At 46.8% G+C, this 14,830-nt stretch carries 8 protein-coding genes; 4 read left to right on the top strand and 4 right to left on the bottom strand.

Annotation, left to right across the window (positions count from 1 at the left end; all coding sequences use genetic code 11):
- The first annotated feature begins 19 nt into the window (after positions 1–19).
- Complete coding sequence (locus ACM1ND_RS17145; RefSeq protein ID WP_340958836.1) at positions 20–2,107, top strand: beta-galactosidase; 2,088 nt, start codon at positions 20–22, stop codon at positions 2,105–2,107.
- Between the two features lie 102 nt (positions 2,108–2,209).
- On the top strand, positions 2,210–3,262 hold the full coding sequence (locus ACM1ND_RS17140; RefSeq protein ID WP_341057529.1) for a glycoside hydrolase family 53 protein: 1,053 nt from the start codon (positions 2,210–2,212) through the stop codon (positions 3,260–3,262).
- Between the two features lie 97 nt (positions 3,263–3,359).
- Here the strand turns inward: ACM1ND_RS17140 and ACM1ND_RS17135 are convergent, their stop codons facing one another.
- From ACM1ND_RS17135 to ACM1ND_RS17120, 4 genes are all read right to left on the bottom strand, one after another.
- On the bottom strand, positions 3,360–5,123 hold the full coding sequence (locus tag ACM1ND_RS17135; RefSeq protein WP_023989356.1) for a methyl-accepting chemotaxis protein: 1,764 nt from the start codon (positions 5,121–5,123) through the stop codon (positions 3,360–3,362).
- 325 nt (positions 5,124–5,448) lie between these two features.
- Entirely contained in the window at positions 5,449–6,408 is a 960-nt protein-coding gene (locus ACM1ND_RS17130) for an AEC family transporter (RefSeq protein ID WP_025718424.1), read from the bottom strand.
- 98 nt (positions 6,409–6,506) lie between these two features.
- Complete coding sequence (locus tag ACM1ND_RS17125; protein WP_338532538.1) at positions 6,507–8,225, bottom strand: NAD-dependent malic enzyme; 1,719 nt, start codon at positions 8,223–8,225, stop codon at positions 6,507–6,509.
- Positions 8,226–8,604: 379 nt separating this feature from the next.
- Entirely contained in the window at positions 8,605–9,846 is a 1,242-nt protein-coding gene (locus tag ACM1ND_RS17120; protein ID WP_053325731.1) for a nitrate/nitrite transporter, read from the bottom strand.
- Between the two features lie 419 nt (positions 9,847–10,265).
- On the opposite strand from ACM1ND_RS17120, the gene nirB reads away from it, so the two are divergent.
- On the top strand, positions 10,266–12,440 hold the full coding sequence (gene nirB / locus ACM1ND_RS17115) for a nitrite reductase large subunit NirB (protein ID WP_418026371.1): 2,175 nt from the start codon (positions 10,266–10,268) through the stop codon (positions 12,438–12,440).
- Between the two features lie 86 nt (positions 12,441–12,526).
- Positions 12,527–14,707, top strand: coding sequence for an assimilatory nitrate reductase catalytic subunit NasC (gene nasC / locus ACM1ND_RS17110; RefSeq protein WP_076295273.1), 2,181 nt, complete (start codon positions 12,527–12,529; stop codon positions 14,705–14,707).
- Positions 14,708–14,830: the final 123 nt, after the last annotated feature.

The raw sequence follows: 14,830 nt of genomic DNA, 5'->3' as shown, positions 1-14,830 counted from the left end.
TAGAAGGAGATGATTTGTAGTGACGAAGCAAAACATAATCAAGTACCCTCCCATTAGTGAGCGAGTTCCACGTATGCTGCATGGCGCGGACTATAACCCGGAGCAATGGCAGCATTACCCTGACGTGTTAGCGGAGGATATCCGTCTAATGAAACTAGCCAAATGCAACGTGATGTCTGTCGGCATTTTCTCATGGGTTTCATTGGAGCCTGAGGAAGGTGTATTTACGTTTGAGTGGATGGATCGTATTCTGGATTCGTTTGCTGAGAACGGAATCTATGCTTTTTTGGCCACTCCTAGTGGAGCAAGACCAGCCTGGATGTCACAAAAATATCCTGAGGTGCTGCGTGTGGAGGCTAACCGTGTCCGTAATCTGCACGGGTTTCGCCATAATCACTGTTCTACATCGCCTGTTTACCGGGAAAAAGTACGTATCATGAATACGAAGCTGGCCGAGCGTTATGCTAACCATCCGGCTGTGATTGGCTGGCATATTTCCAATGAATTTGGTGGAGATTGCCACTGTGATTATTGTCAGGAGGCATTTCGTGCTTGGGTCGAGGATAAATACGGTACGCTGGACAAGCTTAATCACGCATGGTGGACAACCTTTTGGAGTCATACGATTACAGATTGGAGCCAAGTTGAGTCCCCAGCACCTCACGGTGAAACACAGGTCCATGCCCTGAATTTGGACTGGAGACGGTTTGTGACCGATCAGACCGCAGATTTTATCAAACATGAGATTGTGCCGCTCAAGGCTGCAAATCCAGCAATTCCGGTCACAACCAATTTAATGGAGTTTTTTGAAGGATTGAATTACTGGAAGTTTGCTGATCTGCTCGATGTTATATCCTGGGATAGTTACCCAACGTGGCATGACCGTGAGGGAGATGATAGCCGTCAGGCTGCTAAAGTGGCCATGATGCACGATATTATTCGCTCAATTAAGGGAGGAAAGCCTTGGATGCTCATGGAGAGTACACCAAGTTTGACGAATTGGCAAGACGTTAGCAAGCTGAAGCGACCAGGAATGCATCTGCTATCGTCTTTACAGGCTGTGGCACACGGGTCAGACACCGTTCAATATTTTCAGTGGCGGAAAAGCCGCGGTTCGAGTGAAAAGCTGCATGGTGCGGTTGTCGATCATGTCGGACATGAGCACACTCGTGTATTTGGAGATGTGACAGAGGTCGGTAATGCGCTGGAAAAACTGGAGGAGGTTATCGGTACATCGGTACCGGCGGAGGCCGCAGTCATTTTTGACTGGGAGAACCGTTGGGGAATCAACGATTCACAGGGACCGCGGAACAAAGGTGTGAAATATGAGGAGACAGCTGAAGCGCATTATTTGGCACTTTGGGAACAGGGAGTGCCTGTAGATGTCATTCATATGGATGCAGATTTTTCCAAATACAAACTTTTGGTAGCTCCGATGTTGTATATGGTCCGCAGCGGTGTGGGGGAGCGTATACAGAAGTTTGTTGAAAACGGTGGCATTTTCGTAGCAACCTATTGGTCTGGTATTGTAGATGAACATGATTTGTGCTTCCTTGGAGGCTTTCCGGGCCCGCTTCGTAAGACGCTGGGGATCTGGTCGGAAGAGATTGACGGATTGCATGATCATGACCGTAATCACATTTTGCCGGTTGAAGGCAATGAGCTGGATCTGCAAGGGGAGTATGAAGCTGTAGAATTGTGTGATCTCATTCATACGGAGGGTGCAGAGGTACTGGCTGTGTACGGCTCAGACTTTTATGCAGGACGCCCGGCTTTGACGGTGAACCGTTTGGGAGAGGGAAAGGCTTATTACATCGCATCACGCAACACCGGACTGTTCCACAGTCATTTTTACAGAAGTTTAATTGATGATGCAGGAATCAGTAAAGCGCTCAATGTGAAGTTGCCTCATGGAGTGAATACGGCGATTCGTACCGATGGGGTTCATGATTATATTTTTATACTGAATTTCACGTATGAGCCGCAAAAGATTACGTTGGATGGACGAACTTATGTGGATATGCTTGAAAATCATGAGATAGAAGACGGCAGCGTTCAATTGGATGCCTACGCTGTTAAGGTTTTAAAGACAGAGCGCAATAAATAGAACATGATATTAAAGTGTGATCTCTGTCGTTTTCCCGAGTGAGGGAACTGGTAGATTGGTCAGAGGCAATGAGAAGTATACAATTCGGATGGGAGATGACTTATGAAAACAGGTAACCGCACGATGGTATTTGCGATGTTGATCTTGCTATCCAGCTTATTGTATCCGTTCGGCTCTGTAGGGTTGGGTGCGGCTTCGGCCGCCCCTGCTTTCGCCAAAGGAGCAGATATAAGCTGGGTAGCAGGAATGGAAGCGCAAGGTATGACTTGGAAGGATAAAAAGGGTGTTCGTCGAGATATACTGCAAATTTTGCGAGATGACTATCAGATTAACTCGGTACGTATCCGTGTGTGGGTAAATCCTGACATGAAAGATTATGCAAGCGGATACATGAATGCCGAAAAGGCAGCAGAACTAGCGCAGCGAGCTAAAAAATTGGGTATGAGCGTTATGCTGACTCTACATTATAGTGATTCCTGGGCAGATCCAGGGCAACAGAACAAACCTTATGCGTGGCGTAATTTTACATTTACACAACTCATGGATGCAGTCTGGTCTCATACGGTTTATGTTATGAACACGATGAAAAGCAAGGGGGTAACACCGGACTGGGTGCAGATCGGTAATGAGACGAACAATGGAATGCTCTGGGAAGACGGCAAAGCTTCGGTGAACATGAAAAACTATGCCTGGCTCGTCAATACAGGTAATAATGCTGTAAAATCGGTAAGCAGCAGTACCAAAACGATAGTACATTTAGCCAACGGGGATAACGGTTCCGTGTTGAACTGGAATATCGGCGGACTGATTGATAATGGAGCTCAGTTTGATCTCATCGGGCTGTCTCTGTATCCGTCTCCTTCTGACTGGCAGGGCAAGGTGGACCAGACGATTACCAATGCCAATAGCCTCATTGCCAAATACGGTAAAGGTATTGTCATCAGTGAAATCGGGATGGAATATAACGAACCTGCAGCTTCCAAGGCATTTATTTCTGCAATCAAAACAAAGGTTCGGAACATCGGAGGCGGCAAAGGTACAGGGGTATTTTATTGGGAGCCGGCTGCAACTCCAGGTTACAATCAAGGTTATAACAAAGGTGCTTGGCAGGCTGACGGTAAACCAACCTCAGCTTTGGAAGGATTTTTAAACTAAAGAAGTATGTAAGAGTATATCAAAGAACCTCTAGTTCGCTGTCTATGCAGACTAGAGGTTCTTTATTGTTATCTTGAGTTAGTTGGAAGTTATAAAATTAGGCTTCCCGGTTCACCTTGAAGAACGAAATGAGCTCTTCCAGCTCCCCGGACATCAATGTAAGCTTGTCAGAAGCTTGGACAATAGAAGCCATAGACTCAGCCTGTTCTCCAATGGTATGCTCGATTTGTTTGCTGCTGCCGACTGTTTTGCTAACTGTCGAAGACAGCTCGTCAGAGGTAGCTGACATTTCCTGCGTGCTGGCCGAGATCTGCTCCGTTGCGCTGGATACCTCCTGAATTTGTGACGACACTTTATTAGACGCATCTAAAATTTCAGAGAACATTTCGCCTGTCTGCTTCGTAACTTCCAGCCCAATGTGAACTTCTTTTGTACCAAGGCTGATGCCTTTTACAGTCTGCTCAATTTCTCTTTGGATTTCTTCAATGAGCTCTGCAATTTGTTTGGCAGACTCTTGAGACTGTTCAGCCAAATTACGCACTTCTCCCGCTACGACTGCAAAACCTTTGCCCTCTTCACCGACTCTGGCAGCTTCGATAGAAGCGTTCAGTGCAAGCAGATTCGTTTGACTGGCAATGCCTGTAATGATGCTGACGATATTACTGATTTCGTTAGAACGGTTCTGCAGCGCATTAACGGAATCAGCTGTACTTTCCATTGTAGTGGAGATGGAGTCCATTTGAGCGGAAAGCTTTTGGGCTACTTGATTGCCTTCAACGGAGCGTTTTTCCATAGAATAAGCTTGATCGGCTACGGAAGAGGAGCTTTCGGCAATCGTTTGGATAACTGTCGACATTTCATTCATAGATCTGGAACTTTCAAGTGCTGCGTGATCCTGAGCTTCAAGTCCCTGGGTTATTTCCTGAATATTGCTGTTAATGACGTTCGTATTCGTACTGTTTTTCTCGCTAATGCTTAACAATTCCTGGGCAGATCCCGTAACTTCTTGTGTCGTATCCTGTACTTTCACCATTGTATCGTTAAGGCGTTTGATCATAGAATTGAATTTTTGATTGATAATGCCAAGGTCGTCCTCGCCTGTCTTGATTTTTACATTCAGATTACCCTCGCTGACTTCCTCAATTCCCTTCATCAAGCTACGAATCGGGGATAGGGTCCGTTTTACCAATAAATATTGGATCGTTAAGAAGATCGCAAGGAACAGAATGAGCAATGACACACCATATACAAGCAATTTATGAAGTCCGGTAGGTACAGAGCTCGCGTCTACGTCAAAGTATATCGCACTTGTGATTTTACCGCTTTCATCTGTAATTGGGTAAACAATGGTAGTCCATGTACCATATTCGTCCGAGTAAAAGCTGCTCAATGATGATTTATTGGATTGAAGCATTTTATTTACAGCTTGTGCATTTTCGTCAGGAAGAGTATACATATCCCCAATATCCAACTTCAAGTCTTGGAAAGCTTGGACTAAATTTGTGGGAACGCCAATAATGGAAGTTTGATTTCCTTCTGTTAGTTCTGTGCCAAATATGTAAGCTTGGGCAACATTAGGATAAAATGTGTGGATAGAATCTAGGAATTTGCGTAAATCCTGTTGAGCAGAACCGTTATAATCTTTTTCGCTTAATGCTTGTTGTACTTTTGTTTTGTCAACATCTTCTGCCCATTTTTTAGTCAATACTTTAACTTGGTCTTGCAGCTGCGTGGTGAGAATGTTCTTTTGAAGTATATAGCTGGATGTGATGAGAATAGCACCTATTAATACGATGTTAAGAAAAGAGATTAATAGATTTTTACCAAAAAAGGACATAGTTCTCCACTTCAAGTTTTTCACGTTTTCTTCTCCTTTGAATTAGCAATTTAGTTTCATATACAACCTACCCCATATATATTTCGACAATTTGCTTTCTAAATGTTAGGTATTTATTAAAAGGGAGAGAAGAAGGTTATTTAAAAAGAACGGCGGCCCCCTAGTGAATGAAACGATGGGACCGCCGCTTGTCGGCAAAACTGGATTTTATGTTGTTTTTCCGAATAATCTTACTAAATCATTTTATTGTTCAAACAATATTTAAAAAATAAGATAAATGAGAGCGAACGGGTATGCTTTATACCTATAAATACCTGGATTGCATTGAGGGTTCTTAAGTTTCTGTCCCTTATAAAAGAAGTGAAATGAGCAAGGGTAGTGAAATGAGCGATAAGACTGAGCTAATAACAAATGCAGATGCAGCTTCCGTTTCCAGTGTTTCATAACGGGTAGCAATCATAGCGGCGACAGCCGAGCCGGGAAAAGCGACAAGCAGTACGGCTTTGGTTACATCCTCATGGGATAGTCCTATCAGAACAGCAATACCGAGCATAACAATAGGCATCACGATGGCTTTCAGCACAGCGATGCTAAGTGCTTTTGGACTGAACGTAATCTTTTTGATACCAATGGTTACCCCGATGGCAAATAGGGCTGTACCAGCAGTAATATTGCCGATTTGATCAAACATGGATTGTAAAAGTTTCGGAGCGTGGAATCCACATAGAGTCAATACGACACCAAACAAGGGTACGCAGGCAAGCGGCTCGCTGAGTCCATGAAGGACTGATTTCATAGTGACTTTAAATAAGTTGCCTTTAGTGCCGTCGGATTCTGTTGTTTTGCGCTGACCGACCGTTCCCAAAATACTTGCAAGCGGATCAAGAATGGCATTAACGACGATCCCAGTAATCGCAATAGGGATGGCGACTGCCGCACTTCCGAACAAGCTTCCCAGAACCGGAATTCCCATGAATGCGAAAGAAGGCTGTGTTGAATTCAATGCGAACATGGAGGATTCAGTCAGGCCTTTTTTGGCAATTAAGCGATAAACAATGAGCAATACAATATAAAAGCCGATTACACCAAGTAGCAAAGCCACAAGAAAGGGCCACTTTTGAATCAATGTCTCTCTTGGTGTCGTCGTAATACCAATAAACAAGTGTGCAGGTAGAGCAAACTTCGTCACGAGTGTATTTAATCCCTTAGAAGAAGCAGGGTTAAAAGCCTTAAACAATCCTGCGAAATAACCAATTAAAATGACAAAGAAAATAGGAATTAAGATAATAAAAATATGACCTGTAGCCATGATGTCGCCTCCAATGAAGATGTCCGCCAAAAATGGCGGACATCAGTTAAATAATCACTTTGCGTATGCAAGTACAAATTTGATGTTGTCGCTATTTTTTAAACCAGGACCGCTTCCTGACCATATTGTTTGATTGGTTTATATTTGCAGTCCCACATCGCATCTCGAACCGCTTGTGCGATATCGTCCGGTTGATGACGCGCTACTCCATCCTGAACTGCTGCCTTGGCCACAGCCACGGCTACCGCTTCAGATACTTCGCGTAATTCATTGATTTTTGGCAGCAGGGAAGCACCAGGCTGCGACAAATCAACCATTTGAGCTACTGCATGGGCAGCTGCTGCAAACATGCTATCTGTTATAATTTTGGATTTTACCACGATTGCGCCAAGACCAAGACCCGGGAACACGAAAGCATTGTTGGATTGCCCAATTTCAAACTTAATATTGTTATAGATCACCGGCTCAAAAGGACTTCCTGTTGCAATGAGGGCTTTTCCTTCGGTCCAGTGGATCAAATCTTGCGGAGTTGCTTCTGCCAGTGGAGTCGGGTTGGACATAGGCATAATAATAGGACGTTCTGTATGTTTGGCCATTTCTTTAACGATTTCCTCACTAAATGCCCCAGTAACACCGGAAGTACCAATCATAATCGTCGGTTTTACGCGGCGAATGACTTCAAGCAGTGGGATTTTGCCATCCTCAGCATGTTCCCAGTCACGGCATTCTGCAACATCACGCATATAAGGGACTTGGAATGGAAAAAGTCCTTCTGTTTCGTTGGTAAGCAGGCCACGGTAATCATAAGCCCAGAAGTTACGTCTTGCTTCTGCTTCTGACAGTCCTTCCAGCATCATGGCTGCGCTAATTTGGTCTGCATTGCCGATTCCAGCAGCTCCTGGGCCAAAGACTAGAACCCGATGCTTGCTCAGTGGGATTCCGGACAATTGAACACCGGACATTACACCTGCGAGCGTAACCGCTCCAGTACCTTGAATATCGTCATTAAAAGTCAAAATACTATTTCCGTATTTATTGATAATGTTCCGTGCGTTGACATTGCCCAGATCTTCCCAGTGCAGCAGGGCATTCGGGAAAAAGGAAAGTGCAGCTTGAACATAAGTGTCAATAAATTGGTCATATTGTTCTCCACGTACACGCTTATGACGATTCCCCATATATAAAGGATCTTCCAATAGCTTCTCGTTGTTTGTACCTGCATCAAGAACAACTGCCAGTACTCGGCTAGGATCTATACCAGCAGCAGCAGTATACACAGCAAGCTTACCAATAGAGATATTAATACCTCCGACTCCCCAGTCCCCGATTCCCAAAATACTCTCGGAATCTGTGGCTACGATCAGGTCGATATCATCAGGGTCTAGGTTCAAATTCTTAAAAGCCTCTCCAATACCCGCCAGATTATCAATAGATAAATACATACCACCAGGTTTGTGATATTCATGACTGTATTCCTGTATAGCCTGGCCTACTGTTGGTGTATAGACAATCGGGAGCATTTCGCTTAGGTGCTCAGAGAGCAAACGATAATAAAGGACCGTATTCCGGTTAAAAAGATCATTTAACGCAACATTTTTACGCAAATTATCTGGTTGGCTCTGAAATTGCTCGTAAACCCGTTGAACCTGCTCCTCAATAGTTAATATCGTAGGAGGAAGGAGACCGTCAAGTCCAAGCTGTTTCCGTTCTTCCAGGGTAAAAGCTACTCCTTTATTCAGCAGTGGGTTGGCAAGTAGATCTTTTCCGGTTAATTTAGTTTCGATAGATCCGTCTTCCGTAAAATGAAAAGCACGCATTTCCAATTCCTTCTTTCTAAAAAATTACATTTAATTAATCCTTGAACAATTCGTGAACAAGTATACGCCTTATTTTAAACCAAGTGAACAAGTATGTTGTGTGAAAAATGGTTATATAAGTGTTTACATAAGAAAAATTATGAAAATGAAAGCGATTTTCAATGTTTTTTGAATGAAAATTTCATTTAATTTTCATGATATTTTCGGAAAATCTTGATTGAATGTGATAATTATCATAGTTTTTTAGGTGTAGTTCGATTAAGCGTGCATGAAAAATAGCTTAACTTCATTTTAAATAAACGAAGTTAAGCTATTTTTTGGCTATAGGGATGGTTGAGGGACAAAATTTAATGCTTCGCAGCTCTATGTTTAATGAACATCAGGCATTTAATTCTCCGATGCGATTGACGGCTTCATCAGTAACTGTAGCAGAGCGTTGCATCCAGCTGTTACGCCATTTCAATTGCATTATGATGACGAGGGTAAAGGCACAGAACGTGATTAGGCTCAGAGAGATGAAGCCTGGCATATATGAACCCGTTGATTTGTACAGATGACCCAGTATAAGGGGGAGGAAGTACCCGCCTATGCCACCAGCAGCGCCGACAATGCCGGTCATGAGCCCGATTTCGTTGCCGAACCGCTGCGGAACGAGCTGGAATACGGAGCCGTTGCCAGCGCCAAGGCACATCATGCCTACGAACAGCAGCACAACTACCACGGTAAGTGGCGGTAAAAACGCAATGCCAGCGAGCATAATCCCGGCTCCCGCATACAAGTACATTAACATGCGTGAACCACCAATCCGATCGGACAAAAAGCCGCCTACAGGACGAAAGAAGCTTCCGGCAATCACACAAACGGTTGCAAAATCGGCGGCATGTACCGCGGAGAGGCCATATTGGGTATTGAAGAAAATAGTCAAATAATTAGAAAGACCAACGAATCCGCCAAACGTCACGCAGTAAAAGGCACAGAATACCCAGGCATCCCTCTGTTTGAGCACCGAAGCATATTGCGACAGACTTTTTGGTGCCGGGCGGTGAGGGCTGTTGCGGGCAAAAATACTGAACAGAATGAAGACGGTTAAGATGGGGAGGATAGCCAATCCGAAAACGGCTTCCCAACTGCCAAAATGTTGAGCAATGCGGTTGGCGAACAAAGTCGCAAGGACGGTACCGCTATTACCAGCACCGGCAATTCCCATAGCCAAGCCTTGATGCTCTTTGGGGTACCATTGACTTGCCAACGGCAGCGCAGCTGCAAATGATGCTCCGGCTACACCCAGGAGCAGGGCAACAACGTACAAGTGCTCCAGCGAATCAACCCACAGCCAGCCGAGCAAGAGAGGGATTATCGTAACAAGCATACCAATCTGCCCTGTGAGCTTCGGACCGATATAATCCGACATGAATCCGAGCACGAGCCGCAGCAGGGAACCACCGAGTATGGGTAGGGCAACAAGATTGGCTTTTTGTACAGGGTCCATTGGATAATCATTAGCAATTACAACGGCCAACGGTCCGATCATTCCCCATATCATAAAACTGATATCAAAATACAGAAAGGAGCCAAATAGGGTGGGCTTGTGTCCGCTTTTCCAGAAATTTTTTTTGTTCATTCTCCATCTCTCCTGTTCTAATTGTTGTTCTTTGTCTGCAAAATGTAATTTGAACATGAAAAAGCCGCAAATCGCCCCTACATGGTATCTAGGAAACGGTTTGCGGCTTCATTGCCGTGGTTGACACACCTCATTGTGAGTCGACTTGGTATGATCACGTTGGAGTGATTTTAATCAAATTATAAAAAAGGATCTGTTTTATGTCAATATACGTAACACAAAATCGCAAAAAAATTAAATATAAGACAAAAAATATAGCATTCATGTATTAAATATTGACATGACATTCACAATTCAGTAATCTTAGATACATATCGGCACAATGATGTGCCGACATTTACGGCAACGGTGCCCTTTTCCATTGAATGGAGAAGGGCTTTTTCTGTCTTATTTTATTCGGAGAATGGGGCTGGTTTAATATGATGAAAAAACTGGTCGTCGTCGGCAACGGTATGGCAGGCATCAAATGTGTGGAGGAAATACTCGTTTTGGAGCCAGAGCGGTTCCAAATCACGATATTTGGTGCAGAGCCCCGTCCCGGGTACAACCGAGTGCTCCTGTCCAAAATGCTTCAGGAGGAGAGCTCATTTAAACATATCGTTACCCATGACTGGGACTGGTATGAAGAGAACGGGGTAAAGCTGTACGCGGGTGAACGCGTCTGTCGTATTGATGTTGCAGCCGGGATGGTGGAAACGGAATCCGGTATGAAAGAACCTTATGACATGCTCATATTGGCAACGGGCTCATTGCCTTTCATGCCGCCCATTCCCGGAGCTCGAAAACAAGGAGTAATCGCTTTTCGTGATGTGAATGATTGTGAAACCATGGCGAGATATGCCAACACATACCGCAAGGCCACGGTTATCGGAGGGGGGCTGTTAGGACTTGAAGCCGCTCAAGGCCTACTGAATCTAGGGATGGAAACTGAGGTTGTTCATAATGCGCAGTGTCTTATGAACCGTCAGCTTGACCGGACGGCGGCTGTGCTTCTGCAGCGAAAGCTGGAGCAACAGGGCATGAGGTTTCATTTGGCGAAGGAAACGGTCAACATCATAGGCCGAAACAGGGCGCAAGGATTGATGTTTGCGGACGGGGACAGGTTGGAAACGGATTTGGTTGTGCTGGCGGTTGGTATCCGACCGAATATCGAATTAGCTCAGGACAGCGGTCTGACCGTAAACCGTGCCATTGTCGTGGATGATTATATGCGCACGAGTATTCCTGGTATTTATGCCGTCGGCGAATGTGCTGAGCACCGCGGGATTTCATACGGGCTAGTGGCGCCGCTATATGAGCAGGGCAAAGTGCTGGCAAAAGTTATTTGTGGTCGTGAAACGGCTCCCTATGAAGGGACGGTTCCGTATGCGCAGCTCAAGGTAGCGGGAATCCATGTGTTTTCCGCAGGAGACATTCGTGATGAGGGAAACGAGACAGCAGTCATGGAATATAACGGGATGCTGAAGGTTTATAAAAAAGTGATGATGCACGGCGGTGCTGTCACTGGCGCCATTTTGTTCGGAGATACGGCGGAAAGCACCTCGCTGCTCGGAATGGTACAGCGCGGCGCACCCGCTACAGAGCTAACATCCCGGGATAACGGCGGAAGCAAAGCGGAGGATGCGGCAGCCGCACTGCCGGAAGAGGAAACGGTATGTGCGTGCAACGGCGTGAGTAAGGGGGCTATTTTGCGAGCGATCACTACGGATAAGCTGAAGACGGTGGAAGAGGTGAAGAGCCGGACCAAAGCATCCGGTTCCTGTGGGGGCTGTCGGCCGCTGGTGGCTGCACTGGTCAAAAATAGTTTGTCCCAATCGACAGTTTCCGGACCTGTAGTTACTCCGACCGCCCAAGAAGTAGTCCCTGTGTGTGGATGTACGCATTACGATCATGATTCGCTTAAAACAGCTATGGTGGACGCAGCCTGTCAGACTCCAGATGAAGTAGTGTCCCGTCTCGGTTGGACTAGACAGCAGGGGTGTGAATTGTGTCGGCCGGCTGTACTTTATTATTTGGAATCCCTTGGGTTGCGCGACAGATCTGCGACAAATCCATTAGGTGCTGGTGTTGTGGTTCAGGTCACACCGCAGTACGGAGGAGAAGCGCCCTCTGCGGATCTGCGCGTTACGAACCTAAATGCCGAGAATCGGGCTTTTGTTGAGTCGGACCTGATGGATCAGGCATTTGTAGAAGTAGCCTGGCTCAGAGAGCGGTTGGTAACTTTATGGGGAAGTCTCGCATTGCCCGCGTTGGTTACAGTTGCTATTTGTCCTGGATCGGCGTATCCGGCAGGTGTACTTGTCCACGATATTGGAATATCCCGATCTCCAGTAGGCTGGGAGGTTTATGCCGGTGGCCATGCAGAGCATCCAGTTCGCCAGGGGCAGCTGCTTGGATTGGAGGAAGACCCGGCAGAAGCGGTCCTGATGGCTGTAGCCTGCTTGCAAATATACCGACATAGTGCCCGGTATGGGGAGAAAATGTGGGAGTGGATTGAAAGGACTGGCGTTCTGGCATTACGGGAAAGTGTGCTTGACGCTGCTCTTCGAAGTGGACTGGCGGGTAGCCTGCGGACCACAATGCTGACAGGATGATGTGATGGGTTGAGTTCAGTTGTGGCGATATTCTATCGTGTGCAGACAATAAAATTCCGAAAAATGGCGAAGGGGAGGTGACTTTGATGTGTCAGTCAGGAGAAGGCAAACCGGAAGCTGGGCTACATGTATCGTCAGTAATGGATACGCAGTGCCCGTTTTGCAGCGTGCAATGTAAGATGACCGTTAGTGCGGGTACGGAGACACTTGCGGGTATCATCCGTACTGTGTATAAGGCGGAAGGGAAGGCTAATGCAGCCTCGCAGGGTAGGCTGTGCATCAAGGGAATGAATGCGCATCAGCATGCGACTCATGCGGAAAGGCTGGTACAGCCCCTCATACGCAAAGAGGGCAAACTTGTTCCCGTCAAGTGGGAGGAGGCGTTGGATACTATAGCTAGCAGTTTCTCTACGCTACTGTCCACACAGGGTCCCGATGCAATCGGAATTTACGGTGGAGGTTCACTCTCCAATGAAACGGCTTATTTACTCGGTAAATTTGCAAGAGTAGCTGTAGGTACGCGATATATCGATTATAACGGGCGCTTCTGCATGTCGGCAGCGGCATCCGCTGGCAGTAAAGTGTTTGGCGTTGATCGCGGACTGACCTGCAGACTGGCTGATATTCCGTTGGCTCGTTGTATTGTGCTTGCAGGCACGAATATCGCTGAATGCCAGCCGACCTTAATGCCTTATTTTCATCAGGCGAAGGAAAACGGTGCGTTTGTCATTGTAATTGACCCGCGCGTGACGCCAACGGCGGCGGCCGCCGATCTGCACCTGCAAATCAAGCCAGGTATGGATGCTGTACTGGCCAATGCCATGCTAAAGGTCATCATGGACGAAGGATTTGCGAATGAAGAGTTTATCCGCAAGCGGACCAACGGCTATGATCAGCTGTTGACTCATTTGAAGGGTGTGGATCTGAACGAATCAGCTGCGCTGTGTGGAATTGAAGTAGAAATGATCCGGCAGGCAGCACATGCCTTTGGCAGTGTGGAGACCGGCATCGTTTTTACGGCCAGGGGTGTTGAACAGCAGACAGATGGACATATGGCGGTGCGTGCATTTCTTAATCTGGTGCTGGCCACTGGCAAGATTGGAAGGGAAGGGTGCGGTTATGGAGCTATTACAGGTCAGGGAAACGGGCAAGGGGGGCGAGAGCACGGCCAAAAGGCTGACCAGCTTCCTGGTTACAGATCAATTGAGGATGAAGAAGATCGAGCCTATGTGGCGTCCGTGTGGGGAGTAAAACCAAGCAGTTTACCGGGTAAGGGAGTGTCCGCCTATGAAATGATGGAGCTTGTCCATCAGAGAGAAATCCAAGCTTTGTTCGTGATGGGCTCTAATCCTGTTGTATCTAACCCGAATGTCCGGCTGGTGGAGGAAGCCCTCAAAAAGCTGAATCTGCTGGTTGTGGCGGATATGTTTCTCACTGAAACCGCGCGGATGGCCGACGTTGTTTTGCCTGTGACGTCTTATTTGGAGAATACGGGGACGATGACCAATCTGGAGGGCCGCGTTCTGCTACGGGAAGCGGCGAGGTCCGCACCAGGCGAGGCTAGAGATGACTGGAACATTTTGTGTCAGGTAGCTGCAAAGCTAAACAAGGGCAGCTATTTCTCGTACAGGGATGCTGAGCATATCTTTGAAGAACTGCGGCTTGCCAGCCGGGGCGGTCCTGCCGATTATTATGGGATCACATATGACAGGTTGCGTCGTGAAGAAGGGGTATATTGGCCATGCCCGTCTACGGACAGAGCCGGTATGGATACGATGTTTCGGGAAACCTTTGCCCATTCCGATCAAAAGGCTGTTTTTACGGTGGTTGAAAGCTGTGGAGCAGGAGAGGAGATATCCGAGGAGTACCCGCTTATTTTGACGAACGGCCGCGTGCTGGCTCACTATTTGACCGGTGCACAAACGCGCAGAAGTCCGTCGCTGGCCGCACGAGAGATTGAGAATTATGTGGAAATTCATCCGCGGACAGCGCGACGCTGGCATATCAGGGACGGGGAGTGGGTAGAAATAGCATCACAGCGCGGCAGCTTCACTGTCCGCGGCCGGATCAAACCACATATCCGCGAAGATACGCTCTTCGTGCCCATGCATTGGGGTGGGATACAAAATGTAAATCGGGCGACCCGACCCGATCTTGATCCGTTCTGCCGGATGCCTGGCTTCAAAACGGCTGCTGTACGCATCCGTCCCCTTCACCTGGCCGTAGCCGCGACCAGTGCAGATAATGGGGAATGGTCTGAGTTCTAGAGCAGGACTGAGTAAGTGACTTTTTCTTTGCATAAAAGGCCAGCCCCCTTTGTATGAGTGAGGGAGCTGGCCTTTTTGGGTTGGACAGTTTAGGGCCCGCAATCCCTAGACTGCGTGACGCCA

The sequence above is a fragment of the Paenibacillus sp. JJ1722 genome, assembly GCF_048282685.1.
GTDB classification, from domain to species: Bacteria; Bacillota; Bacilli; order Paenibacillales; family Paenibacillaceae; genus Paenibacillus; species Paenibacillus polymyxa_B.
Note: the sequence above shows the minus strand (reverse complement) of the source record. Positions and strands in the feature narration are given on the sequence as shown.

Bases quoted from the DNA above. Each gene is read 5' to 3' on its own strand.
- ACM1ND_RS17130 (WP_025718424.1), bottom strand. From the start codon at position 6,408: ATGGCTACAGGTCATATTTTTATTATCTTAATTCCTATTTTCTTTGTC.
- nirB (WP_418026371.1), top strand. From the start codon at position 10,266: ATGATGAAAAAACTGGTCGTCGTCGGCAACGGTATGGCAGGCATCAAA.
- ACM1ND_RS17125 (WP_338532538.1), bottom strand. From the start codon at position 8,225: ATGCGTGCTTTTCATTTTACGGAAGACGGATCTATCGAAACTAAATTA.
- nasC (WP_076295273.1), top strand. From the start codon at position 12,527: ATGTGTCAGTCAGGAGAAGGCAAACCGGAAGCTGGGCTACATGTATCG.
- ACM1ND_RS17120 (WP_053325731.1), bottom strand. From the start codon at position 9,846: ATGAACAAAAAAAATTTCTGGAAAAGCGGACACAAGCCCACCCTATTT.
- ACM1ND_RS17140 (WP_341057529.1), top strand. From the start codon at position 2,210: ATGAAAACAGGTAACCGCACGATGGTATTTGCGATGTTGATCTTGCTA.